Genomic DNA, 26,386 nt, shown 5'->3' with positions numbered 1-26,386 from the left:
ACATTATGTCCCGGAGCCCGCACCGCTGCGGGTCAGGGCAGCAGTTCGTCGAGCTCGGTGGAGTCGGTGGCGCCGAGAGAGGAGTCGCCGCCGAGACCGGAGGTCGCGGTGAGACCACCCTCGCCGAACAAGCCCGCAGCTCCCGAGGCAGAGCCGAAGACGTCCTCGCCGACCGATGCCCAGCTGTCCGCACCGCCCGACAGGGCCGTATCGACCTCGCCCGACAGGGCCGTATCGACCCCGCCCGACAGGGCCGTCCCCACCTGCGTGGACAGCTCGGCACCGAGGTCGGCTGCGCTCTCCAGACCGCCGGAGACACCGAGGTCGGCAGCCGCGCCCAGGTCTGCTGCACCACCGAGATCCAACCCGTTCTCGACATCGGTGGCTGCACCCAGATCGACGGACGTTCCCAGTCCACCGGCCGCGCCGATCCCCGAGCCGATCGCCGCGCCGAGGTCCGCTCCCACGTTCACTCCGGCCCCGAGTTCCGCCGCCGCGTCCAGTGCGCCGTCGAGGGCGTAGCCGAGCTGACCGGTGGCTTCGGCACCGGCATCGAGGCTGCCGCCGATCGTCGACGCGAGCTGCGTGCCGAGATCGGCCCCCGCATCGAGGGACGCCGACCCTGCGGCCGTCTCGAGTGCACTGCCGAGTTGCAGGCCGAGCTCGGCGCCGGCCGAGCCGCCGGTCGCGAAGGTCGAGCCGAGGACGGACGACAGATCCGATCCGAGGTTCGTCCCCGCCTGCACGGTCGAATCGACGGTCGCGCCGATACCGGTGGTCGAGCCGATGGCGACGTTCAGCGCCGACGACAGTTCGGTGGCCGCGGTGGTCTCGAGGCCGAGCGCACCTCCGAGCACCCCGCCGACCAGCGTGCCGAGTTCGACGCCCGCCCCGGCCTCAGCGTCGATCTCACCGCCACCCGAGAGGACCGCGTCGAGGTCGACACCGCCGAGCAGACCGCCCTGCGCGCTGTTCTCGATGACGGTCCCCAGCGCGGCGCCGAGATCGGCCGCAGCTCCACCGCCCGCTCCGAGCAGGGCCGAGAGGGACGCACCGAGGCCGAGCGTCGCGCCCACACCGGCGTCGAGACCGGCGGAAAGGTCGGTTCCCAGTCCGGCGCCGAGATCGGCCACACCACCGAGGACGCCGCCCAGGCTCGTGCCGAGCGCGCCGGTCAGTTCCGTGCCCACGCCGAGAACGCCACCGAGGGTCGTGCCGAGTGCGGCACCGAGTTCGGCGCCGCCCTCGAGGGCCGCGGTGAGTTCGGTCGAGAAGGTGCCGCCGACGTCGACGGCCGATTCCAGCAGGCCACCGAGGGCAAGCCCGATGTCGGCGCCGAGGGTGCCGCCGATGCCCAAGGCTCCTTCGAGGGTCGTGGCGAGATCTGCGCCGAGGCCGCCCGAGGCCTCGACGGCCGCGTCGATCGCCGCGGCCAGGTCTGCAGCGGCACCGACGCCCAGGCCGAGCCCACCTTCGAGCGCTCCGGCCACGGCACCTCCGACGTCGAAGGATCCGCCGAGTTCGAGGCCTGCGTCGAGAGCACCACCGAGCGCTGCACCCAGGGAAGCGCCGAGTTCGCCACCGGCTTCGAGCGCCGCTCCGAGCTGCGCACCGAGGTCGACGACGATCCCGGTCTGCGCGCCGACGGTCCCGCCGAGGTCCAGTCCGCCGCCGAGGTTAAGTCCACCACCGAGACCCAGGCCCCCACCGAGGCCTGCTCCGACACCGAGGCCCAGGCCGGCGGCGCCACCGAGGCCCACTGCGCCACCGAGGCCCGCTGCTCCGCCCAGACCGGCTGCGGCGGTGCCTACGATCGACGCCCCGACGTTCGCCGCACCGTTCAGCGCTGCGGTCAGTTCGGCGGCGGTTCCGGCGAACAGACCACTGTCCGCAACGAGCGGGGCGACGGCGACGATGTCGGCGTGGCACACGCTGTCCAATCCGGCTTCGGCGAGGACGGCCTCGGGGTTGTTGCAGTACCGGGCGAGTTCCTTCTCGTCACGGAACAGGCTGAGGATGAAGTCGAGTACGGCGTTGGTGGCCATCGCGTGTCTCCTGAGTCGTCGGGATCTACGGACGACGCTACGAAACGGCCGGTCGCGGGCACAGGGGGTGCGGCCCCCTGTCCGCCGTCACCCGTTAGGGGATCGGGGTTCGGGGGCGTGGGGGTCGTTAGGGGACAGTCCCTACGATCGGGCCGGTGGCGGCGTGGGCGCTAACGGGCCGCGCGGCGGGAACGACAGGCTCATCGAGACCGAACGGTGGAACGAGATCGCGGACCGATGTCCGCCCAGAACACGGGAGCGTGCATGTATTCAGGACTCGGCGTCACGATCGGGGCGGTCAACTCGGTGGCCCTCACCGTGCTCGACCAGCCCCGAGCCGGCGATCCCAGCGTTCTGTCGGTCCCCACCGAACTCCACCTCCCCGAGGGCGGAGCCCTCGTCCTCGGCGCCGGTACCCCGGCCCCCGGTGCGCAGGTGTTCTCCGGCTATGCGGCCCGGGTCGGCGATCCGGTCGGCATCCTCGCCGACGACGGCTCCACCTATCTCGGTGAGGATCTCGTCGCGTCGACCGTGGCCTGCCTGCAGTACCGCACCGGCACCTCCGATGTGCCGACGATGCTGGCACATCCCGCCGCGTGGTCGGCTCACACCGTCGAGGCCCTGTGCGCCGCGCTCGTCCGGGCGGGCGTCACTGCACGGACGATCCCCGAACCGATCGCGGCGGTGCGCTGGCTCGACGCCACACACGGGCCGCTGGGAGACGACGTGACGGTGGTCTACGACCTCGGTGCGCGCAGCCTCGACGTCACCGTCGTGCAGGGCGGCGCCCATCCCATGCTGCTGGGCCGCCCGTTGAGCAGCGACGACGTCTCCGGCGACCATTTCGACCATCTCGTCACGACCTATCTGCTGGAAACGCTCGGCGGGGACTCGACCGGCCTCGATCCGTTCGATTCCGCGACCGTCGCGGCACTCGCCGACTTCCGCGGTCGGTGCCGCGCGGCGAAGGAGGCACTGTCCAGCGACACCGAGACGGTGGTGCCGGTCGCGCTGCCCGGCCTGCACCGCGACCTGCGTCTGGTGCGCAGCGAGTTCGAGGAACTCGCCCGGGAACCGCTCGGGGCGTCGCTCGCCGTGGTGCAGGACGCGATCCGCGGGGCCGGGCTCGATCGTGCGGACATCGGACGCGTACTGCTGATCGGTGGTGGCTCGTCCACCCCGCTCGTCGCCGAACTGATCTCGTCGGAGCTGGGTCTGCCGATCGTCTCGTCGGCGCGACCGGCCTTCACCGCAGCGCATGGGGCCGCGCTTGCAGCAGCCGCGGACGGTGCCCCGACTGCCGCGGTGCCGATGACGCCTCCTGCATCTGTCGTCGACGACGAGCCCGAGACCGTCGCGCTCCCGGTGGTGCCCGCCGCTGAGGCGCCGCCGGTCGCCGCCGCGCATCGGCCTGCGGTCGTCGACACCGGGTCCGGCACACCCTCACGCGCCCGTGCCCGCTCGTTCGCGCTGGTGGGTGCCGCTGTCGCTGCCGTCGTCGTCCTCGCCGGGGGTGGACTGGCGATCGGCACCCTGTCGTCGGAGGCCGAGACACCCGGTTCGGAGGTGGGTCCGTCGAGCGAGGTCGTGGCCGGCAACTCGACCACCACCGCGACCGTCCCCGGTACGACCGTTCCCGGCACGACCGGCGCGCAGCCGTCCGAGGCGGGAACCACCGTCCCGATCGGGGTGCAGGGACCGGACGGCACCGTGACCGCTGTCCCGGTCGCCGCGACGCCCGCTTCCGGCGCCGCACCCACCGGCGCTGTACCTGCGCCGGACCCGACCGCACCCGCGCCGGTAGCACCCGGTCAAAGCCCGCAGGCACCCCAGCCTGCGCCGCAACCCGCTCCTGCTCCGGCCCCAGCGCCCGCCCCTCAGCCTGCGCCGCAACCGACCCCGCCGAGCACGGGTGGCAGCGGCGTCGGCGACGCCCTGTCCGGCGCAGGTCAGGGTGCCGGTGCGGTCGTCGAGGGTGTCGGTAACGGCGTCGGCGGGGTGCTCGACGGCACCGGCAACGTGGTCGGGGGTGTCCTCGACGGCACGGGGCAGGTCGTCGGCGGACTGCTCGGAACCGGACGCTGACCGATCCCGATGACGTCCGCTCCCGCTCCTCCGCGACGCCCGGTCCCCCGGGAGGTCACGCGTGCCCTGACCGCGGCCACTCCCCCGCGACTGCTGCTCGTCGGCGGCACCGGAAGCGGGAAGTCCGCCGTACTCGCTTCGCTCCGAACCGATCTCGGCGACACCCGCACCGTCGACGACGCGCACCGCATGACCGCCGCGGAACTGCACGAGCTCGTCGACCACGTCCGGAATGCGCCGACCGGAATCGTCGTGGCCACCGAAGCTCGACCCCACCGAGCCGAGATGCGTTCGCTGACCGCAGCGTTCGCGGGAAACGGGACAGTGGTGGAACTGGGTGCGTGGACGCCCCGTGAGATCGCCGGTCGCGCGGCATCGTTCGAGCTTCGGCTCGCGCCACCCCAAGTGCGTGCCCTGCACCGCCTGACGGGCGGCGTACCGCATCTCGTCGACATCGCCCTCGAAGCCGTGCGGACGGAGGCCGATGTCCGGCAGGCCGTCGAGGAGGGGATCCGCCGGCAGCTCCTCGCCGATCTCGATCTCACCGCAGCCCTCGCGCTCGTCGATCTCGGGGCGGCGCTCGATCCCGGCGAACTCTCCGCCGTACTCGAGGTACCCGCCGAGCGGGCCCTCGATCTCGTCGACGCGGCCCGCGCGAGCGGTCTGCTCGGGGCCGATGCAGCGAGTCTCACTGCGGGAGCGAGCGGCGTGCCCGCCGCGGTCCTCGGGAGACACAACCTGTTCGCCGTCGCCCGCCGCCTCCTCGCGACACGCATCGACGCCGGAACACTCACGCCGCACCTCGCCCGGGGGCTCGCCACGATCGGCCTCACCGATCCGCATCTCGCCCGACGGCTCGTGGAGTTCGCGGTCGACGCAACGCCGCGCGAGGCCGCCGATCTTCTCGACGCCGCGGTACCGGCGGGAGCCGATCCCGATGCCCTCGCAGTGCGGCGCGCCGAAGTCGCCTTTGCGGCAGGGGATCTCGAGCGAGCCGAGCAGGTCACCGACCGGCTGCTCGACCGCGCCGACACGGTGGACTTCGACGACGTGCGCGCCGCCACCCGGATCTCCGCGAGTATCGCCGCGCATCGCGGCATGCTCGACCGCAGCGCCGACCTGTTCGAATGGCTCGGCCCCGAACGGGTCGGTACGGACGCTCCTCTCGCCGCCACAGTGCTGCTCGCCGCCGGACGCCCCTCGGCCGCAGAACGTCTCCGCGGTGCCGCCGTCTCGGGTGCGCCGACCTCTGCGGCCTCCGCCGCACGACTGCTCGAGGAGGGCCTGCGCGAATCCGTCGGAGGCGACGGCCGGATCGCGATGAATCACCTCGCCCGCGCATTGACGAGCCTCGGATCCGACGGTTCGTTGCGCGCCTGGCCCGACACGGTCGACGCCGTCGCCGCACTGCTGTGTCTGCACTCGGGCGAACTCGGGTACGCACGCGCGATCCTCGACCGTCCGGAGACTCCCACCGTGCGCAATCGCATCCTGGTGGCGTGGACAGAGATGCTCGGCGGTGATCTCACCGCCGCCGCGGCGACCGCCGAAGCCGTCGCTCCCGAGGTGACCGGGCAACGCAATCTCCTCTTCTTCCACGCCCTGCAGGTCGGGCTGGCGCGACGCAACGCCGACCTCGGAGCGTTGACGGTGCGATGGCAGGCTGCGCAGGCGGTCGTCGCCGAGTACTCCGTCGACCTGTTCGGATTGCTGCCCCTGGGTGAACTGTGGCTGGCCGCCGTCCGCCTCGGGGAGTCCGCGCGGGTCGCGCACCTCGTCGTCGGTGCCCGTGCGCTGCTCACCACCCTCGGCGAGCCACCGCTGTGGGGTGCGGCGCTGCACTGGTACGGAGTGCAGGCCGCGATCGCCGCGGACCGTCCGGCCGACCTTGTCCCGCACGCCCGCGCGCTCGCCCTGGCCGCGGAGACCACTGCCTACGCCGCGGTGCTCGCGCGGGCCGGGCATGCATGGCTCTCGGTGCTGCGCGGTGAAGTCGACGCGACGCGCATCCGCGAGGCGGCCGAGTCCCTCGCGTCCGTGGGTCTCCCGTGGGACGGCGCGAAGCTCGCGGGAGAAGCAGCGCTCCGGACGGACGACACCACCGTCGCCACCGGATTGCTGCAGGTCGCGCGGACGATCCGGCAGGACGGCCCGGCCGGTCGCGCACCGGTCGACGTCGCCCCCGCCGCTCCCCCGAGCGTTCCGGACGAATCACCCCTCGGCGCACGGGAGAAACCGGGCGCACTGTCCGAGCGCGAGGCGCAGGTGGCCGACCTGGTGGTTTCGGGCCTCACCTACCGAGAAGTCGGGAACCACCTGTACATTTCCGCGAAGACCGTGGAACATCATGTCGCCCGTATCCGGCGCCGACTCGGTGCCGGTTCCCGCTCGGAGCTCCTGTCACTGCTCCGAGCCATGGGGCACGGCGCAGATGTATCCCGTCACATGCACTCCGACCGGAATGGAGGAAAGCCGGCATGTCCGTAGGCGTAGGCCTGAGGGTGGGGACCACCGTGTCGTCGGTTGCGGTCACCTCACCGACGCCGGGACGGCCGGACCCCGCACCGATCGAGCGGTTCACCGCCGTCCACCTGCATTCCGACGGCACCGCGACGCTGGGCGACCACGACGTCGTCGACGGGCACACCAGTTCCTTCACCGGCTTCGTCGACCGCCTCGGCCACTCCGGCGGTGTCCGCGCCAACGACGGGTCACTCTCCCGCGCCGAAGACCTGGTCGCAACGGCCATGGAATGTCTCCTCGCCGACGCAGCCTCCCTCATCGGCGACACCCCGTACACGGCTGTGGCGACGCATCCCACCGACTGGCCGAGCTCGACGGTCGCGGTGCTGCGCAACGCCCTCGACTACGTCGGGTTGCGTCACGTCTCGCTCGTCTCCGACGCCGAGGCCGCCGCGGCATGGTTCGAATCGCAGGTCGCGCATCAGACCGGACGGCTCCTCGCGGTCTACCACATCGACCCGCAGGGCTCGACCGTCACGCTCGTGCGCTCTGGAGTCGCGGCGGGTAAGGCCTTCCGATTCCCTGAGGACGACGCTCCGTCGGTCGCCGCGCAGCTCTCGTCGGCGCTCGGCGCGTTCGGCTGGCTCGTGAGCAACCTCGACGCCATCGTCGTCACGATCGACGAAGCAGTCGATCCGAGCGCCGCGCAGCTCGTCGCACAGTCGGTGAAGACCGGTCTCGGTGTGCGGTGTGCCCTGGCGCCCGCCCCGCACCAGACGATGGTGCGGGGCGCCGCTCTCGCCGCGGCCGCCGGCTCGGTCGACCTCCTCGGTTCGACGCAGATCCTGCCCACCGCCAAGCTCACCGAACCGCGACGCAGCGAACTCGACCCCGAGATCACCGCGGTGATCTCGAAGATCACCGCGACTCCCCCTCCGGGCGCCACGCCCGCTGCCGCCGCGGCGAACACGCCGAAGGCGACGGTCGCCGCCGTCGCAGCCGGAGATGCCGCCGACGAGAAGCCCTCGGGTCGCTCGTCGAAGGTCACGGCCATCGCGGCGGCTGCGGCGATCGCGTTGCTGGTAGGCGTCGGCGCGTTGGTGTTCGGGCTGCGGGACTCCCCGACGGCCACCGCGGGCACGCAGGTCGCCGAGACCCCGACCGCTCCCGCAACCACGACGACCTCGAAGTCGAGCAAGCCGCCGGCTCCCCGCAGCACCGAGGAGACCACCACCGAGGAGTCGACCGAGCCGGCCACCGCCGAGCAGGCGGTCCCGGTGGCCCCGCCGGTCGTGCAGCAGACCTGGGTCGATCCCACCACCGGCACGAGCGAACAGTCCTCTTCGTCGTCGTCGCCCGGCTCGACCACCTCGAGCACGTCCTCAACCACCTCGAGCACCGGCTGGTCGCGGCGGAACCAGCCCGATGATTCCTCGGGTGGCGGACGCGGCAGTGGTGGCAGTGGCGGGAGCGGTGGCAGTACCACCACCACGACGACCCAGCCGACGACCGCCCCGACCGATCCCGACCCTTCTGAGGAACCGCCCTCGACGGACATTCCGGAAACGACAGAGACTGAGACCGGCAGCTAGACAGCGCGGCTATCCGAGTGGTGACCTACGGCACTATCGGCGGTCGCCGGGCCGTCCCGTAGGCTGTCCCGCGGGTCGGCTCGCCGATTCCACGAAGCACCTGTTCAAGAGCACATCGAGCACACATGAAAGGCCTCCATGCGTCTCTCGTCGGCGTCGCGCGCCGCAGTCCGTTCCACCACCCGCCGCGTCGCAGTCGCAGCGGCCTCCGCGGTTCTGCTGGCTGTGCCTCTGAGCGCCACAGCGAACGCCGCGCCCGCCGAACAGTTGCCTTCCGCTGAACTTCCCGCCGAGCTCGTCGAAGCGATCCAGCGCGACCTGGGTCTGACGCCCGAGGAATACCTCGATCGCGCCGCGCGGGCGCAGGAACTCGGTGACTACGCCCGCGACTTCCGCTCCGAGCGTCCCTCCGAGTTCGCAGGCGCCTGGCTCGGCGAGGACGGCAAGCCCGTCATCGCCGTCACGAACCCCGAGGCCGCAGAGAAGGCAGCCCAGGACGGCTACCGGGCGACGGTCGCGCCGGTCTCGGCCGACGGACTCGAGCAGGCCCTCGCCGAACTGAACCGCTGGGTGGCGGGGCTCCCGCGCGAGGTGTCGTCGCAGATCAACTCCGCGTCGATCGATGTGCTCAACAACCAGATCGTCCTCGACATCGTGAACTCGCCGATCGGGCGCGCACTGAACCTGCCGTCGCTGGTGGCGAACGTGCAGGTCCAGTTGTCGCCGGGCATGCCGCCGAACGATCCGGCCCCGATGGGTGGCGACACCTACATCACCGCCGACGGCGACGTCCGCGCCACGCCCATCGAGCGCATCGGCATCTGCTCGTTCGGCTTCAACGGTGTCGACGCCGACGGCGACGCCGTCAACCTCACCGCCGGTCACTGCGACGCGGTCGCTCGTTCCGACGGTGGTTCGACGGTCTACCTGCCCAACCGCGCCAACATCGACGAGAGCGTCCGGATCGGCAAGTTCACCGAGTCCACGGTCGGTACCGACAGCACCCTCGACTACGGCATCGTCTCGCTCGACAAGGCCGGCGTCGACGCGGGCCTGGACCGCCCGTCGGTTCGCGGCGGCAACGGCTCGACCCTCACGGTCACCGGCACGGCCGTTCCGGTCGTCGGCGCGCCCGTCTGCAAGTCGGGACAGTCGTCGTCGTTCACGTGCGGGCTCGTCGTCGCCGATCGCATCGAGACCCAGCTGACCTACGACTCGGGCTTCTCGAGCACCATCCGCGGCTTCGCGACCTCCGCCTGCACCCTCGCGGGTGACAGCGGTGGTGCCATCGTCACCGGCACCCTCGCCCTCGGCGTGATCAGCGGATCGAACAGCGCCGGCGCACCGAACTGCGTCGAGGCGAATCTGGTACTCGCGCCCAACGGTGGCACCTCCAGCCTCGGCATCCCGATCCAAGAGATCGAGAACGCCACCGGCGCCCGAGTCCGTACTGCGGCGAACCCGTCATAATGCCCGGAACACCTGGGCCGTTCGTCACAACAGTCACACGAGTCTCATACGTAACCGAGAAGTAGCTACGTACTTCCGCGATCACCCCTTAGGATCGGACGGACGCCGATCCGCGGGGGAACGGCGCCTTCGCGCGTGCATGCGCGAAGGAACGAGAAAGGTATCCATGCGACGCACCTTCGCACGTCGGACGGCCGTCATCGGTTCGACCGCACTGCTGCTCCTCGGCCCTGCCGTTGCCATCGCGCAGGCCGAACCCGAGACCGAACCGGCGCAGACATCGTCTCTGCCGGCCGAGCTCGTCGAGGCGTTGCAGCGCGACCTGAACATCGATGCCGAGCGCTTCCTCGCCGATGCGCAGCGCAGCCAGGATCTCGCCGCGTTCGCCGAGAAGGCACGGGAGCAGTTCGAAGCCGTCTTCGCCGGTGTGTGGCTGGACGACCAGGGCACCGCCACCGTCGGCCTCACCGAAGGTGACGGCTTCGAGGAGGCCCGCAAGGCCGCCGAGGATGCCGGATTCACCGTCGCCGAGACCGAGCGCAGCGAGGACGCCCTCGAAGATCAGCTCGGCGCGCTGGGCGACTGGCTCGATACCCAGCCGCCCGCCGTCGCCGATGTCATCCGCGGCATCGCTGTCGACGTGGTCAACAACGATGTCGTCGTGCGCACCGACAACGTGTCCGGCGTCGAGCTCCCCGACTTCCTCGACGGCGTGCGCGTGCTGTTCGCTCCCGCCGAACTGACCCCGGAGGGCGCAACCGACCTGCAGCCCATCGCCGGTGGCCTCGACGCCCCCGACGCTCTCTTCGGTGGCGACGCCTACGCCGCGCTCGGTGCCGGCGAGGGCCTGCGCTGCTCGCTCGGCTTCAACGCCGAGGACGGCAGCGGACAGCCCGTGAACATCACCGCCGGCCACTGCGACCCCAACCGCGCCCAGGCCGGTACGCGATGGGCGTCCCAGGTCCACCAGCTCGTCGGCGACAACCTCGGCCAGCACCTCGGCTCGTTCGAGAAGACGGTGCTCGACCGCAGCGACTACGCGCTGATTCGCCCCGCCTCCGCTGCCGCGGGTCGCTTCGAGAACAACGGCGTGCGCGTTCCGTTCGCCGCTCCGCTGCCCATCACTGGCGTCGCGGATCCCGTCGTCGGCGCTCCGGTCTGCAAGTCGGGTCTGCGCACCGGCTACAGCTGCGGCGTCGTGACGGCCGCCAATCAGAACGTCGAGATCGGCCACCGCGTGCTCGAGAACGGCTTCTCCACCAACCTGTGCGCCCTGCAGGGCGACAGCGGTGGCACCCTCGTCACCGGCACTCTCGCCCTCGGCATCTCCAGCGCCTCGAACGTCGGCCAGTACGGCATGTGCGAGATCGCCGGGTTCGTCAGCGGCCTGCTCGGTGAGAGCCCTGAACTGTTCGCCACGCCGATCAAGACGGTCCTGGCCGAGAACCCGGGCCTGAAGGTCCGCACCTGGTAATCCCCAGAACATCACGAAGGTCCGCTTCCCACGGGGAGCGGACCTTCGTCGTTCGTCGGGGCGTACGGCCGTGCCGGTCGACGCGGGCTCGGGGGCTGCTTGCGGAAGCCCCGGAATGGTCCTGAATCCTGAGGTGTTTGGGACGCCTTTCGGAAAGCGCGGTTCTGATGATCGGGTAGCGGTCGGACGGGTATCGGATAGCGGAGTTCACCCGTCCGACCGCTGGGCCGCTATGGCGTTGCCGTGGCGAGGTGTCGTCTCATGTTCGGGCCGTCGAGGGCGATGATCTCGGCGCCGGCGACGATCCGGTTGAGGATCGATTCGGCGATGACCGCGTCTTGGAGCGACTTGTACCAATCTGGCGGATCGAACTGCGAGGTCACCAGCGTCGAGCCCCGCCCCTCCCGAGCGGCAAGGATGTTGAGCAGCTCCGCCGCGGTGTGCGGGGCCACCGGCGTGGTCAGGAAATCGTCCAGCACTAGCAGGTCGCAGTTGTGCAGATCAGTGAGGAAGTCCAGCCTGCGCTGCGAGGTCGGCTCCAGCACGGCGAGCCGGTTGGCCAGGTCGTCGAGCCGGAAGAACCTCGCGGTGTAGTACTTTCGGCACGCGGCATTGAGAAGCGCCTGGGCGAGGTAGGTCTTGCCCACGCTGGATTGGCCGAGCACGACGAGATTGCGAGTGGCGTCGATCCATTGACAGCTGGAAAGTCGTGCGATTAGCTCGCGGTTGACGTTGCGGTCAGGCAGGTAGCGGATCTCTTCTACGCAGGCGTCAGGGTTTGGCGATCTGGAGGCCTTGAGTAGTTTCTGGGTCCGGCGTTCCTGCCTGGCCGTGATCTCTTTGTCCAGGGCGTGGAAGATCTTCTCCGAGAAGGTCCACTCGTCGCAGGCGGGATCGTTGGCCAGGTCAATGACGGTCTGGCCGAACGCGGTCATCCGCAGCTGCGTGAACAGCGGCATGTCGGCGTCGGTGAGATGACGATCAGTCACTGCAGCTCCTCCTGCCCCGCAGTGCCGCTGCTCGGGCCTCCGGTGAGGGCGGCGAGGCTGAACTGCTCGGGCCCGGCCAGATGCGCCCCGGTGGTATCTCGCCGACCCGGCGGCGGCTCCAGCCGGTCCGTCGTAGCCGCCACCGCCGGCTGCGTGGTGGTGGGCCGGGCGGCGGCCTGGGTCCTCAGGGCCGCCAGCTGCTGCTTGACGGCGGTGTAGCTGATCGCCCGGCGTGAGGTCTCGGAGACGAGTTGGCCACAGGCCCGCTCGAGCAGCATCTTGTTGTCCCCGCGGGCCAGGGCGAGGATGTTCTGGCACGAACGGTAGCCCTGAGCCTCGATCCGCTGGCGATCCAGGACCTCACTGATCGCAGCCACGGTGTGCGGTCCGATCTTGTGGGCCTGGCGCACGAAATACGCCCGCGACCACAGGTCCGATGACTGCAGATGCTGCGCGGGAACATGGTCGGGATCGGTGACGAAGGCGTGCCGCCTACCGGAGACGGTGTGGGAGGCGATGATCTCGCCGCCAGCCATGACCACCAGTGTGGGGCCGGTGATCTTCACGTCGACGTGCTGGCCGGTGAAGGTGTAGGGCACCGAGTACTTCACCGTGGCGATCTCCACGTGATAGTCCCGGTTGACCTTGGACTTCTTCCAGATGACCGGCTGCCAGCGGACCTCGGGCAGAGCGATCAGCTCCGACTGCTCGTGCTCGGTGAACAGCTCGCGGCGGCTGGTCTTCTGGCCGCGGAACGGGATCCGGTCGTTGATCGCCTCCACCTCGGCGGCGATCGCCTCGTTCAGATCGTCCAGGCTGGCGAAGCGCCGATCGGCCAGCCGTCCGATCACCCAGTTCGTCACCACCTTCACCCCGGCCTCGACGTTGCCCTTGTCCGTCGGGCGCACCGGCCGAGTGGGCACGGCGGCGGTGTGGTGGTACTCGAGGAAGTCACGGTATTCACGGTTGACCTCGCGGGCCCGGTCGCCGCGGGCGATCTGGTTCGATGCCGTCGAGGCGTTGTCCGGGACGATCACTTGCGCCGCGCCGCCGAAGTACTCGAAGGCCTGCAGGTGCGCGTCGAGCCAGTTCGCCATCTTCTCGTCCACGCAGCCGCACGCGAAGACCATCCCCGAGTACGGCAGCGACGCAACGAACACCGAGACCGTGGTCTTGGTACCGAGGACGGGGTCGAAGATCGCCATCTTTGTGCCCGCCCAGTCGACCTGCATCGTGTGCCCGGGCACGTGCGCGATCCGCATCGTCAGCTCGTTGACCTCGACGTACTCGCCGACGATCTGGCAGAACCGCTGATAGCTGTAGTGCCGCTGCCCCGGCGATCCGTCGCTGTCGAGGTAGTTGGCCCACAGCACCCGCAGCGGCAGCTTGTTCTTGCCCGTGCGCTTCTTCACGGTCGCCGCCACGTCGAAGGCGACGAACTCCTTCGACGGCGTCTTGCGCCCATCTGCGAACAAGACGTCGATCTCCTCGCCGCTGAGCGCCTCGACCTGGCTCGTGGCGGTCAACCCGTGCTCGTGGCAGACCTTCTTCGCCTTCGCGACAGTGCGATGCGAGCAACCCGCGATCGCCTCGATGTCCCGGTAGGACCTGTCCTGCAGCAGTAGCGACATCACCAATCGGTAATCAGTCACCCGTGCCTCCTGTTCGGATCCACGCGCAGCCTTGTTGCCACGCGTAGAACCGACACGAGCACACGAGGACCGGCACCGCTATCCGATGCTCATACTCGCGCTACCCGATCATCAGAACCCTGCTTTCCGAAGCACGTCCCTAACACCTGAGGGTAAAACGTCTCCGAGCTGCGATTCCCAGGAAGCTGACCACGTCCGGGATGTTGCGCCGAATGTCTGTTTAGCGTGGGTTACGATCCTCGCACCCCGGCCGATAGCGCCATCCCTCGAAAGGACTTCACTTGAGCAGCGAGATCTTGATGACCAGCCTCGAACTCGGCTTCGACATCCTTGGCTATGTCTGGGACATCATCCGCCACGGCAGCCGACTCATCGGGTCCATCTAAAGACACCCGATTCGAGCTGAAAGCCCTGTCCGTACTTCCGGACAGGGCTTTTCTGTGCGCGTTCCGACGCCCGGACAGAGAACGGCCGCTGTAAGGAGCTCGTCCTTACAGCGGCCGTTCGAGTTCGAATGCCTAGCCGACTGGAATCAGTTGGCGTAGACCGTGGTGCCCGGGGGCGCGGCAAGGGTCTGGATGAGACCGATGCCTGCAACGATCAACGTCGGACCACCGGCGACAATAGTGCCGATGACGCCGCCGATACCGGCACCCAGCGGGATCGAAGCCAGGCCCACAGGGCCGCCGAGCAGGCCGAGACCGCCCACCACGGCGCCGATGATGGTTCCGGCCAGGCCGCCGACCGCAGTCGCGATACCCAGCTGCGACGCGAAGTTCTGCTGAGCCTTCAGGTTCTCGTCCGGCGAAGCGACATCGGTCAGCTTCAGGGCGACCGGCGTGAGGCTCGCGCCGACCTTGTCCTCAGGGTCGACGGGGGTGGCCTTCGACAGGTCGGTGACCGGGGTCAGCGTGAGGGTCTTGCCGTCCTCGCTGATCTGACGCTCGAAGGGGAGCTGCAGATCGCCGAGCTGGATGGCCAGAGGCAGGCTGAGAACAGTGTTGCCGGCGTTGTCCTGAAGTTCGACGCTCTCGCCGTCACCGGAGACCTGGAACTCGCCTGCGTCGATGACGGTGACCACCGAGTCGCCCTCGACCTTGGACTCGTAGTTGATCTCGTCCTGCGCAGCGGGCGCCGCGTACGAGGTACCGGCTGTGATGCCCATGGCGGCGATCGTCATCGTCGCCACAGCGGCAAGCTTCTTCAGCTTCATACTTTTCCGTTCTGTGACATGGCGCACGCCTGTTAAGACGCCCCCATTCTGCTGTATCGACCTGGAGTTCTACGTCCCCCGACGTGTACATCCCACGTGCGAACCCCACGTACCGGGCAAATCATAACCGACATCACATCCGGAGCGTTATACCCCTTTGCCCGAATGGACACCGCATCGTGGCCGGTAGAGCGTGTCGTGACCTTCGTGTGACACACGCCTCGTTTCGGGCGAGTTAGGACATCCTGCGCGACGGCGGTATCGCGTTTGACCTCTAGCGTGTCCGGGCACACGGTCTCCGATTCGACGCAGATTTTGCTACTGGCGGGTAACTCCAGTTCAGGCCAAGTTACCGGTGGGTAACTTAGCTTGCGTTACGATGCGGTGACTCATACCAGGCGGCACGACGCCGCCCCCGACACGAAAGGCCACGTATGAATGCCCTGACGATTACGTTGGGCACGATCGGCGTGCTGCTGAGCCTCGTGTGTTGGTTCGCGTTCATCAGCGGCGCGCTGAAGATGGTCAACACGATCCGTATCGGCCAGCCGGCCCCGGACCGCTGGCGGCCGTTCTTCCCGCGCTTCAAGCAGATGGTCGTCGAATTCCTCGCGCACACGAAGATGGTCAAGTTCCGCACCGTCGGCTGGGCGCACTGGCTGGTGATGGTCGGCTTCATGCTCGGCGCGATCGTCTGGTTCGAGGCCTACGGCCAGACGTTCGACCCGAGCTTCCACTGGCCCATCATCGGCAACACCGCCGTCTATCACTTCATCGACGAGATCCTCGGCCTCGGCACAGTGATCGGCATCCTGACGCTGATCTACATCCGCCAGCGCAATCATCCACGTCAGCCCGGACGGATGTCGCGCTTCAGCGGCTCGAACTTCAAGGCCGCCTACTTCGTCGAAGCGGTCGTGCTGCTCGAGGGCCTGGGAATGATCCTGGTGAAGGCCGGCAAGATCGCCACCTACGGCGGCGGTCACCTGTCGACCGACTTCTTCACCATGCAGGTCGCCCGGATCCTTCCGGAGAGCCCTGAACTCGTGTCGGTCTTCGCGTTCATCAAGCTCATGTCGGGCATGGTGTGGCTCTACATCGTCGGCCGCAACATCACGTGGGGTGTCGCATGGCACCGCTTCTCGGCCTTCTTCAACATCTACTTCAAGCGTGAGGACGACGGCGGTCCCGCCCTCGGTGCCGCACGTCAGATGATGTCCGGCGGCAAGCCCGTCGACATGGAAGACGCCGATCCGGACAAGGACACCTTCGGTGCCGGCCGCATCGAGGACTTCACGTGGAAGGGCTGGCTGGACTTCACGACCTGCACCGAGTGCGGTCGTTGCCAGTCGCAGTGCCCCGCCTGGAATACCGGTAAGCCGCTGTCGCCGAAGCTGCTCATCACGTCGCTGCGCGACCACGGTTACGCCAAGGCTCCCTACCTGCTCGCCGGTGGTCGCACCGATCTCGGTGGCGACGAGGTCGGCTTGGTCGACGCCGAGGGCAACCCGGACGAGGCCAAGCTGGCGAAGATCCCGGCGTCGGCTCGCGAGGAGTCGGGTCGCAAGCTCGTCGGCGAGACCGAGGGACTGCTGGAAGCAGGCGAGCTCGCTCCCGTCATCGACACCGAGACCCTGTGGTCGTGCACCAACTGTGGTGCGTGCGTCGAGCAGTGCCCGGTGGACATCGAGCACGTCGACCACATCATCGACATGCGTCGCTACCAGGTGCTCATCGAGTCGGACTTCCCGTCCGAGCTCGCGGGTCTGTTCAAGAACCTCGAGAACAAGGGCAACCCCTGGGGGCAGAACGCCAAGGACCGTCTCAACTGGATCAACGAGATGGAGTTCGACATCCCGGTCTTCGGCCAGGATGCCGACAGCTTCGACGGCTACGAGTACCTCTTCTGGGTCGGCTGTGCCGGTGCCTACGAGGACCGCGCCAAGAAGACCACGAAGGCCGTCGCCGAGCTCCTCGCGACCGCCGGCGTGAAGTTCATGGTCCTCGGCGCCGAGGAGACTTGCACCGGCGACTCCGCTCGCCGCGCGGGCAACGAGTTCCTGTTCCAGCAGTTGGCGCAGCAGAACATCGAGGTCCTCAACGGTGTGTTCGAGGGCGTCGAGCAGAGCAAGCGCAAGATCGTCGTGACGTGTGCGCACTGCTTCAACGCACTGAACAACGAGTACCCGCAGGTGGGTGGCAGCTACGAGGTCGTCCACCACACGCAGCTGCTCAACCGTCTGGTGCGGGCGAAGAAGCTGGTCCAGGTCAAGGCCGTCGGCCAGGACGTGACCTACCACGACCCGTGCTTCCTCGGACGGCACAACAAGGTCTACAACGCTCCGCGTGAGCTGATGGCGGCGTCGGGTGCGAAGCTCGTCGAGATGCCGCGTCACGGCGAGCGGTCCATGTGCTGTGGTGCCGGTGGTGCCCGCATGTGGATGGAGGAGAAGATCGGTAAGCGCATCAACATCGACCGTGTCGACGAAGCGCTCACCACGAATCCCGCCAAGATCGCGACGGGCTGCCCGTTCTGCCGCGTCATGCTCACCGACGGTGTGACGGCGCGTCAGGAAGAGGGCAAGGGCGAGGGCGTCGAGGTCATCGACGTTGCGCAGCTCATGCTCGAGTCGATCTCTCGCGTCGAGGCTGCGAAGCTCAGCGACAACCTCAAGGTGGTCCAGCAGCCGAAGACTCCGGTCGAGGTCGAGGAGACCGCGGAAGAGGTCGAGAAGGAGCGCGTCGAGGAGGTCGAGGCGGCAGCGGCAGCGCCGGCTGCTCCGAAGACCACCGGCGCCCCGAAGGCCGGCGGCCTGCAGATGAAGGGCGGCCTCAAGGCTCCGGGCGGACCGAAGGCTCCCGGGGGCGCGAAGGCTCCTGCTGCCGAAGCTGCCGAGGCGCCGGCAGCGCCGAAGGCGAAGCCGGGCGGCCTGCAGATGAAGGGCGGCCTGAAGGGTCCGGGCGCGAAGAAGGCTGCGGCTCCGGCCGCACCGGCCGCGTCGTCCGAGGCTTCTTCTGCTCCTGAGACCGAGGCGCCGGCAGCGCCGAAGGCGAAGCCGGGCGGCCTGCAGATGAAGGGCGGTCTGAAGGCACCGGGCGCGAAGGCCCCGGGCGCTGCGAAGCCGGCCGCACCTGCTGCTCCCGCCGCTCCTGCCGAGTCGTCGGACGCTCCCGCTGCCGAAGCACCCGCGGTGCCGAAGGCGAAGCCGGGCGGACTGCAGCTCAAGAGCGGCCTGAAGGGACCGGGCGCCAAGAAGGCTTCTCCGGCGGCGTCCGCAGCTCCGGCTGCACCTGCCGAGGAGGCACCTGTTGCCGAGGCTCCCGCGGCGGAGTCGTCTACGGCCGAGGCGCCTGCTGCGGAGCAGCCGAAGGAGTCGGTGATCCCGAAGGCGAAGCCGGGCGGACTGCAGCTCAAGAGCGGTTTGAAGGGTCCGGGCGCGAAGAAGGCTGCGCCTGCCGCTCCGGCGAAGGCGGAGCCGACGCCGGAACCCGAGCCGGTCGCCGAGGCTCCGGCTGAGCCCGAGGCGCCCGCGACCGCGGCGAAGCCGGAGGTCGAGGCACCGAAGGCGAAGCCGGGCGCGCTCGGCTTCAAGCCCGGCGCGAAGGCACCTGGCCGCAAGTAGGTACGCAACGCGAGGTTGAGGCTCGCAACGCTGGCAGTGACTGCTGGCGTTGCGAGCCTTACTTCTTTGTTGCGTACCTCCCCGTCGGCCCGCTCCCCCGCGCCGCCCGTGCGAACGCCTCCCGCACCTTCGTTGCGACGGCGCCGCGGGTCCCGAGGTCCTGCCACGTCCACCGCACCACCGTCCACCCCGCGTGACGCAGTGCGTCCTCCCGCAGCTTCTCGCGGTAGACCACGTCCTCGGCGGCGGTGGTCGCGACCCCGTCGCGGCGGTACTTGATCCGACCGTCGAACTCGCCGATCACACCGTGCTCCGGCCACAGGAAGTCGACGCGAGCGAGCCACCTGCCGTCGGCGCAGAAGACGTCCACCTGCGTGAGCGGCATCGGGATCTGCTCACGGACGAACAGAACCCTGCTCCGCGACTCGCCGGCGCTGTCGCTGCACCCGCTCGACAGCTGCACGGCACGACGCGCATGCGCGATGCGGGGATGACTCCCCATCCGTTCCACGGCACGGGTCAGCTCGTCGGAGGCAACCAGCCCCGCTCGCAGCGCACTGTCGGCAAGTACGACGGCCTGCTCCACCGGCACCGTTGCGGCCACATCCGTGATCGTCCGTGCGACCGACAGCACCCGCGCTCCCCTCCGGTCCACGACGTCCGCCTCACGGAAGAGCGCCGCGTGCATGGCGCGGCCGGGTGTCCTCCGCGCTCCACTCGGCGCGTTGCGGGTGAGGTGCACATCATCGAGTGGGATCTGCCAGACGTCGAGCCCGTGCAGCACCGCGGCCGATACGTGGCTCAGCGCCGAGGTCGGTCCTGCATTGGCGATGAACGCCCGTGCCCGAAGAGCATGTCGAGCGTGATCGTCGGCCCCCGCATATTGGTCGGACTGGACGAAGACTCCCGACGCGAGCCGAGTCCACGTTCCGTTCCGCACCAGACGTCGGATCTCCGCATCGGTGACGCCGCGCGCATTTGCCTCGCGCCGCAGAATCAACTCCCCCATGGCGCCTAGCATCGCCCGTCGACCCGGGCCGCAGGTGCCTACGAGGACGAATCGGCCGGATCTGTGGATGAACCGACCGCCTGTGGATGAACCGTCAGGACGCGCCGATCGCGGGACCGAGGACGGGCCACGAGTTGTGCAGGTCGTCCTGCCAGTAGCCCCAGTTGTGGGTACCGTCGTCGTGGATGTCGATGGTGGCGGGGATGCCCAGTTCGTCGAGGCGCGTCGCCATGCGTCGGGTGCAGTCGGCCGCTGCGGCTTCGATGAGTCCGCCCTTGATGACCACGTCGGTAAGGTCTTCCTCGTCCTTGATCCACTCGGATTCGAGATTGTCGTAGCGGCCGGGCAGGCCGGTGCGCGACGACAGGTACAAGGTGGTGCCGCGCAGTTTCTCGGCGTTGACGTAGGGATCATTGGCGACCCAGGTGGGGTCGTCGAACGGACCCCACATGTTGAGCGGGTTGCCGAAGAAGCGGGCGGTGGCGGCGCCGGCGTCGGCGAAGATCTCGGGATCGAATTCGCCTCGGACGTCGACGTACTGGGCGATGGTCAGTGGAATGTCGCCGAGCAGATGCTGGGCAAACCAGATCCCGCGTTGGGCCGACGAGAGCGGGAAACCGTCGCCGGTCTCCCCGACATGGCGCCTAACTGCGACCACCGTATCGTGCCTGAATCGCATTTCGTTTCTCAGGCTCAATATTGATTCGCGAGAAATCGTGACTGTAGTGCTCGAGCAGTCGCGGGTCCATGATGCGCCGCCACAGCGGCGGGAACAGAGCCAGGATGATCAATACCGCGTAACCGGCGGGTAGCTGCGGCGCCTGCGGCATCGACCGCAGGGTCTGGTAGCGGCGCAGCGGATTGGCGTGATGGTCGCTGTGCCGTTGCAGGTTGTAGAGGAACAGGTTGGAGCACACGTGGTTGCTGTTCCAGCTGTGCTGGGGCTGCACGCGTTCGTAGCTGCCGTCCGGTCGCTTCTCGCGCAGCAGCCCGTAGTGCTCGAGATAGTTGGCGCCTTCGAGGAACATGATCGCCATGACGGCCTGGACGACGAGCCACGGGGCGATCGACCAGCCGAACACGGCGATGAGCACCGCGTAGAGGACGACGCTCAGCGCCCATGCGTTGAGGATGTCGTTGTGCCGCAGATTCCAGAACGACGTGCCGCGACGTTCGAGCCGGCCCTTCTCGTAACGGATCGCGGAACGGAGGCTGCCGAACACCGAACGGGGCAGGAAGCGCCAGTAGCTCTCTCCCATGCGGGCGGTGGCCGGGTCCTCCGGGGTCGCCACACGGGCGTGGTGCCCCCGATTGTGTTCGACGTAGAAGTGGCCGTAGAACGACTGGGCGAGCGCGATCTTCGCGAGGCGCCGCTCGATGGTGGTGCGCTTGTGTCCGAGTTCGTGCGCCGCGTTGATGCCGACACCGCCGACGATGCCGAGTGTGGCGGCCATCGCGAATCGTTCGGCGCCGCCCATGGGCTGCGACACCCACATCCAGCACCCGAATGTCAGGCCCGCGTATTGCAGTGGGAGATAGAGATAGGTGCAGTAGCGGTAGTACCGGTCGTTCTCGAGCGTCCGCATCACGCTCTCGGGCGGATTGCTCGTGTCCAGCCTCGCGAACGCGTCGACCAACGGGCAGACGACGGCGATGACCAGTGCACCGGTGGCCCAGAAGACGCCGAGGTGGAGGTATTCGACGAGGAAGTAGGCGATGAAGGGGCTCAGGGGGACGACGAGTCCGTACAGCCAGAGGCGTTTCTTGGGGTCGGTCCATCGATCGTGCGTCGCACTGCGAGGAGTAGCCGAATCCACAAACACCAATCCCCCAGGAAGGAAAAACCGTCCGGTACGAATCCCCACGAACCGGAGAAAACAAACTGTTACCCCACGAACCGGATATACCTTACAAGCAGTACTTACCGACGGGTAGGCCTACGCCTCCCGGCTGTGACGGAGAGCACACGACGACGGCGCCGCACCGGAAGTGCGACGCCGTCGAACGCGGAATTCTCGAAAGAGTGCGACCTAGATGGCGCGCACACCCTGAGCCTGCGGGCCTTTCTGCCCCTGGCCGATCTCGAACTCGACTCGTGCCCCCTCGTCCAGGGTCTTGAAGCCCGAACCCTGGATCTCGGAGTAATGGACGAAAACGTCTGCTCCCCCACCATCCTGCTCGATGAAGCCGAAGCCCTTTTCCGCGTTGAACCACTTGACAGTGCCCTGCGCCATACCACTTGCTCCTTGCATTCCCCCACGTCACCCCGACGTGAGGCCTAGATGGACCTCGATCATCGCATTGATCCGGACATTCGTCGCGCCTTGTTTCCCAACTCGTTACCGCAACCGGCAAAACGCGGATGAAATCCTGTTGCGGCACGGTGGCACGATGTAAGCCGTGACTATCGAGGAGCAAGGCCAACTTCACCATCACATCAGCCGTCGGCTCGAGCAGTCGTCGAAGCTCCAGAACGTGCTCTACGAGATCCGCGGGCCGGTGCACGCCCACGCCGCGCGGCTCGAGGCCGAGGGGCATCGCATCCTCAAGCTCAACATCGGCAACCCCGCACCGTTCGGGTTCGAGGCGCCCGACACGATCGTGCAGGACATGATCGCGGCGCTGCCCCACGCGCAGGGCTACTCGGAGTCCAAGGGCATCGCCTCCGCCCGTCGCGCGATCGTCACGCGCTACGAGCTCGTGCCGCGCTTCCCGAAGTTCGACATCAACGATGTCTACCTGGGCAACGGAGTCTCCGAGCTCATCACCATCACCATGCAGGCCCTGCTCGACGACGGCGACGAGGTGCTCATCCCGGCACCCGACTATCCGTTGTGGACGGCGATGACCTCGCTCGCCGGTGGCACCCCCGTGCACTATCTGTGCGACGAGACCAACGACTGGAACCCGGATCTCGACGACATCGAGTCCCGGATCACCGACCGCACCAAGGCGATCGTGGTGATCAACCCGAACAACCCGACGGGCGCCGTGTACTCGCACGAGGTGCTCGAGGGGATCGTGCGCCTCGCCCGCAAGCACCAGTTGCTGCTGCTCGCCGACGAGATCTACGACAAGATCCTGTACGACGATTCGAAGCACGTCTCCCTCGCGTCGCTGGCCCCCGACCTGCTCTGCCTGACCTACAACGGCCTGTCGAAGGCGTACCGGGTCGCCGGCTACCGGTCGGGCTGGATGGTCATCACCGGCCCGAAGGATCACGCAGAGGGCTTCCTCGAGGGCGTCGACCTGCTCGCCTCGACCCGCTTGTGCCCCAATGTGCCGGCCCAGCACGCCATCCAGGTGGCGCTCGGCGGCTATCAGAGCATCGAGGACCTGGTACGGCCCGGTGGGCGCCTGCTCGAGCAGCGCGACGTCGCGTGGGAGCGCCTCAACGCCATCCCGGGCGTGAGTTGCGTGAAGCCGCGCGGTGCGCTCTACGCCTTCCCGCGTCTGGATCCGGAGGTCTACGACATCCACGACGACGAGAAGCTCGTGCAGGATCTGCTGCTGCAGGAGCGCATCCTCGTCACGCAGGGCACGGGCTTCAACTGGCCGAACCACGACCATCTGCGCATCGTCACGCTGCCGTGGGCACGCGATCTGGCGGTGGCGATCGAGCGGATCGGCAACTTCCTGTCCTCCTACAAACAGTAGGAACAGGGCTTCCGACCCCAGGCGGGCAATCGTTGCCGAACAGTTACATTGCCCCTTTCGGGACCAAAGTCCCTGTTTAGAGGCACGGTCGACCTACCCGAACGGACAGTTTGTCGGCTTCGTGACCATCGACACATGCCAACCCCTCCCCAATCCGGGGTCGGAACCAGTAATTTGTCCTATGGCACTAAAGCACTACGCACTGTGCCGGGCTCCCTGATCGATCGCCATCCCCCCTGTGCGAGATCAGGTGACGGTGGCGGGGACACCCCCCTGCTCCCCGCCACCACCAGCCCCAACCATCTCGCCTCTTGGCTAGCCTGTCCGGGTGAATCACGGACACGGCCATTTCGGCCACGGACACGGCCACGGGCAGGACGAAAGTCCCATCCCACTCGGACCCATCGCCGCGAAGATCGTGGTCGGCCTGCTGGCTGCGATCGGTCTCCTGGTGCTCTTCGGCACCGCCCTGTTATGGCCGAGCAGCCGTGCCGTGGACATCCCCGCCCCCTTTCAGACGAGTAGCGGCGGCGCGGTCGTCACCGAGGCCGGAACGGTCGTCGAGCAGAACACCGGCCCGTGCGGCAGCGCGTCCTTCGGGCGCGTCTTCACCGGTGAGCCGTCCCCTCCCTCGAGCAACGCCTTCGACTGCGAACGCAGCATCGTCGCCATCGAATCCGGTCCCGACGACGGTGCCCGGACGCTCCTCGAGGTGATCCCCGGCCCGGGTCAGCCCGATCTACAGGCCGGCGACGAGATCCGTCTCGTCCGCCAGACCGATCCGGCGGGCGCCACCCAGTACTCCTTCTACGACTACGCCCGCGGCTTCCCGCTCGCGCTGGTGGTCGCGGTGTTCGCTGTCGTGGTGGTCGCGATCGCCCGCTGGCGCGGTCTGCGGGCCCTGATCGGCCTGGTGGTCGCGTTCGGTGTGCTGGTGGCGTTCATGCTCCCGGCGCTCCTGGACGGCAAACCCGCCGTGCCGGTCGCACTGGTCGGCGGTGCACTGATCCTCTACGCGGTGCTGTATCTGGCGCACGGTGTGAATCTGAGGACCAGTTCGGCGCTGCTCGGCACGCTCGCCTCGATGGTCGTCGCGGCCCTGCTGTCCTACGTCGCGATCCGCATGACACATCTGACCGGTCTGTCGGAGGAACAGAACACCGACGTGCAGCTGTACATCGGGCACGTGTCGATCTCGGGCCTACTGCTGGCGGGATTCATCATCGGCTCGCTCGGTGTGCTCAACGACGTCACCATCACGCAGGCGTCGTCGGCCTTCGAACTCGCCGGGCTCGATCCCGAGTCGTCGCGTCGTGAGATCTTCTCGGCGGCGATGCGCGTGGGCCGCGACCACATCGCCAGCACCGTCTACACGCTCGTCCTCGCCTACGCGGGCGGCGCGCTGCCTCTCCTGCTGCTGTTCTCGGTGGCCGGGCGGTCGATCACCGATGTGATCACGAGCGACGCCGTGGCGATCGAGCTGGTCCGCGCATGCGTCGGCGGCATCGCGCTCGCGTTGTCGGTGCCGCTCACCACGGCGATCGCCGCCGTGCTCGCGCGTACCGACGCCCCCGGACAGCAGACGGGTGGCCGGCACGCGCGACGCGCGTGAGCGGGTGACTCAGGGAAGCCGGATCTGCGGCAGCGGCGGCAGCTCGATCGTCGGCAGCGGCGGCAGCGTCGGGACCGGCACTCCCAGCCCCGGGATGGTCGGAGCCGGAGCGGGCGGAGGTTCGGGGGCCGGCGGAACCGGGCGCGGTGAATGGGTGGTCGGAGCCGGCTCCTGCTCGACCGTGGTGGTCGTGGTGACCTGCGTGGGCGCTACCGCCGGCGCGGGGTTCTGCCGCGGCGCGTTGGTGGTCGTCGGGATGTACGACTGGGTGGGGCTCGTCTCGTCGGTCGACGAACTCGTGAAGCCGGTGCTCAGCGCCACGCCGATGACCGCGACGACCGCGAGAGCCGTGCCCGCGATCCCGGCGCCGGAGATCTGCCTGCCGCTGACCGACGGACCGCGACCGGCCAGCGACGACCACCACGGCTTCTTCGCGTCGGCGGACTCCGCACCGGTGGCGGCAGCCGTGGGCGCAGTGGCCGCGGCGGCGACGACCGGGATCTGCTCGGTGTCGGCGCTCGTCGACGGGGGCTGACCCGGCACGATGCGCGTGAGGGTGCTCACCGGTTGCGAGGTGGCCGGTTGCGCGGCGGCCAGGGCCCCGCCCTTGGCGAGGACGAGTTCGGGCTCGTGCGGCACCACCAGGGGCAGGCCGAGCCAGGAGCGCAGCACCTCCTGCACGAGCGGGATGTGCGCGCCGCCGCCGAGCAGGACCACGGCCTCGGGGTTGCGACCGGCACGGGAGATCACCTGGTGCACGAATTGCGCCGACGACTCGACGCACTGCGCGATGAGCGGATCGAAGGTCTCGCGCGACATGAGCACGACCCCTGCCGCGCCCGGCACGGCCACGGTCTCGCTCTGCGAGAGCTTCTCCTTGGCCTCGCGGCACTGGGCCGACAATTCGTCGTCGGTGGCGGGGTCGTCGGGGCGCCACACACCGTTGGTGTCGAGCTGGTGGTCGCGGATCACGTTGTCGAAGACGCGGCCGCCGATGCTGTCGGTGCGTTCGGCGAGCACCTCGCGGGAGACGAGGTCGACGACGGTGACGGTGAGCCCGGCGTCGCCGAGGTCGTAGAAGACGGCGGTGTTGCTGCCGAGCTCGCCGGTGGCCTGCAGATAGGTGACGGCGGCTTCGGGTTCGGAGACGAGCAGGTAACGGTCGATGTGCTCGACGGCCATTGCCGCGCGCAGGCGCTCGCCCTGGGCCTGGTCGCGATAGACCAGTCCCACCCGCTCGATCGGATCGCCCGCCACACCGGTCTGGAAGAGCACCCCGAGGGTGCCTGCCGCCAGCCGCGCCGGATCGTCCTTACCGGTTTCGACCACCTGGAACTGGAACCCCGCCGTCGGGGTCGTTCGATCCACCGGCCGCACCACCCGAACGGCGCTCTCCCCCACGGTCACACCGAGAATAGAACTCATCAGCCGCCTTCGACGTTGGATGCGCCAGCCGCGTCAGCTTCCCCCGGCGCCCGAAATCACCGACGATGGTACAGAAC

Annotated in this window: 17 protein-coding genes; 8 read left to right on the top strand and 9 right to left on the bottom strand. The window is 68.6% G+C overall.

Annotated elements, in window-relative coordinates:
* Window positions 1–32 precede the first annotated feature (32 nt).
* Window positions 33–2,045, bottom strand: coding sequence for an IniB N-terminal domain-containing protein (locus M3330_RS15985; RefSeq protein ID WP_255025437.1), 2,013 nt, complete (start codon window positions 2,043–2,045; stop codon window positions 33–35).
* 237 nt (window positions 2,046–2,282) lie between these two features.
* Here M3330_RS15985 and M3330_RS15980 point away from each other — a divergent pair, with 237 nt between their 5' ends.
* The 5 genes from M3330_RS15980 (at window position 2,283) to M3330_RS15960 (ending at window position 11,129) form a co-directional block, all read left to right on the top strand.
* Entirely contained in the window at window positions 2,283–4,130 is a 1,848-nt protein-coding gene (locus tag M3330_RS15980) for an Hsp70 family protein (protein WP_255025435.1), read from the top strand.
* A gap of 9 nt (window positions 4,131–4,139) precedes the next feature.
* The gene (locus tag M3330_RS15975) at window positions 4,140–6,617 is read left to right on the top strand and encodes a LuxR C-terminal-related transcriptional regulator (protein ID WP_255025433.1); all 2,478 of its coding nucleotides are present in this window, start codon (window positions 4,140–4,142) and stop codon (window positions 6,615–6,617) included.
* A complete protein-coding gene (locus M3330_RS15970; protein WP_033096239.1) occupies window positions 6,608–8,185 on the top strand; it encodes a hypothetical protein in 1,578 nt (525 codons plus the stop codon). Before M3330_RS15975 ends, M3330_RS15970 begins: the two co-directional genes overlap by 10 nt.
* 138 nt (window positions 8,186–8,323) lie before the next feature.
* Window positions 8,324–9,655: a S1 family peptidase gene (locus tag M3330_RS15965; RefSeq protein ID WP_200358608.1), complete on the top strand. Its 1,332-nt coding sequence runs from the start codon at window positions 8,324–8,326 to the stop codon at window positions 9,653–9,655.
* A gap of 166 nt (window positions 9,656–9,821) precedes the next feature.
* Complete coding sequence (locus M3330_RS15960) at window positions 9,822–11,129, top strand: S1 family peptidase (protein ID WP_255025430.1); 1,308 nt, start codon at window positions 9,822–9,824, stop codon at window positions 11,127–11,129.
* 230 nt (window positions 11,130–11,359) lie between these two features.
* Here the strand turns inward: M3330_RS15960 and M3330_RS15955 are convergent, their stop codons facing one another.
* The 3 genes from M3330_RS15955 to M3330_RS15945 form a co-directional block, all read right to left on the bottom strand.
* Window positions 11,360–12,118, bottom strand: a complete 759-nt coding sequence (locus M3330_RS15955) for an ATP-binding protein (RefSeq protein ID WP_007633699.1) — start codon at window positions 12,116–12,118, stop codon at window positions 11,360–11,362.
* The gene (gene istA, locus M3330_RS15950; protein ID WP_247848311.1) at window positions 12,115–13,770 is read right to left on the bottom strand and encodes an IS21 family transposase; all 1,656 of its coding nucleotides are present in this window, start codon (window positions 13,768–13,770) and stop codon (window positions 12,115–12,117) included. Before istA ends, M3330_RS15955 begins: the two co-directional genes overlap by 4 nt.
* Window positions 13,771–14,302: 532 nt before the next feature.
* Window positions 14,303–14,983, bottom strand: a complete 681-nt coding sequence (locus M3330_RS15945) for a hypothetical protein (protein WP_019291010.1) — start codon at window positions 14,981–14,983, stop codon at window positions 14,303–14,305.
* A gap of 434 nt (window positions 14,984–15,417) precedes the next feature.
* Between M3330_RS15945 and M3330_RS15940 the strand changes: the two genes are divergently transcribed.
* On the top strand, window positions 15,418–18,606 hold the full coding sequence (locus tag M3330_RS15940) for a (Fe-S)-binding protein (RefSeq protein ID WP_255025420.1): 3,189 nt from the start codon (window positions 15,418–15,420) through the stop codon (window positions 18,604–18,606).
* A 58-nt stretch (window positions 18,607–18,664) separates the two neighbouring features.
* Here the strand turns inward: M3330_RS15940 and M3330_RS15935 are convergent, their stop codons facing one another.
* The 4 genes from M3330_RS15935 to M3330_RS15920 form a co-directional block, all read right to left on the bottom strand.
* Window positions 18,665–19,615: a hypothetical protein gene (locus M3330_RS15935; protein ID WP_006553041.1), complete on the bottom strand. Its 951-nt coding sequence runs from the start codon at window positions 19,613–19,615 to the stop codon at window positions 18,665–18,667.
* Between the two features lie 94 nt (window positions 19,616–19,709).
* A complete protein-coding gene (locus M3330_RS15930) occupies window positions 19,710–20,273 on the bottom strand; it encodes an alpha/beta hydrolase-fold protein (protein WP_006553042.1) in 564 nt (187 codons plus the stop codon).
* On the bottom strand, window positions 20,260–21,432 hold the full coding sequence (locus tag M3330_RS15925) for an alkane 1-monooxygenase (protein ID WP_064256517.1): 1,173 nt from the start codon (window positions 21,430–21,432) through the stop codon (window positions 20,260–20,262). Before M3330_RS15925 ends, M3330_RS15930 begins: the two co-directional genes overlap by 14 nt.
* 213 nt (window positions 21,433–21,645) lie before the next feature.
* A complete protein-coding gene (locus M3330_RS15920) occupies window positions 21,646–21,849 on the bottom strand; it encodes a cold-shock protein (protein ID WP_006553044.1) in 204 nt (67 codons plus the stop codon).
* A 172-nt stretch (window positions 21,850–22,021) separates the two neighbouring features.
* Here M3330_RS15920 and M3330_RS15915 point away from each other — a divergent pair, with 172 nt between their 5' ends.
* Together M3330_RS15915 and M3330_RS15910 are read left to right on the top strand one after the other, a co-directional pair.
* Complete coding sequence (locus M3330_RS15915; protein WP_051121643.1) at window positions 22,022–23,272, top strand: pyridoxal phosphate-dependent aminotransferase; 1,251 nt, start codon at window positions 22,022–22,024, stop codon at window positions 23,270–23,272.
* Window positions 23,273–23,600: 328 nt separating this feature from the next.
* Entirely contained in the window at window positions 23,601–24,884 is a 1,284-nt protein-coding gene (locus M3330_RS15910; RefSeq protein ID WP_255025414.1) for a YibE/F family protein, read from the top strand.
* Between the two features lie 9 nt (window positions 24,885–24,893).
* On the opposite strand, the gene M3330_RS15905 is transcribed toward M3330_RS15910, so the two are convergent.
* Window positions 24,894–26,309 carry an Hsp70 family protein gene (locus M3330_RS15905; RefSeq protein ID WP_255025410.1) on the bottom strand — a complete coding sequence of 472 codons (1,416 nt, stop codon included), beginning with the start codon at window positions 26,307–26,309 and terminating at the stop codon, window positions 24,894–24,896.
* Between the last annotated feature and the right edge of the window lie 77 nt (window positions 26,310–26,386).

This window comes from Rhodococcus sp. GA1, assembly GCF_024321955.1.
Lineage (GTDB): Bacteria > Actinomycetota > Actinomycetes > Mycobacteriales > Mycobacteriaceae > Rhodococcus > Rhodococcus pyridinivorans.
This window is presented reverse-complemented; position numbering and strand designations above follow the sequence as displayed.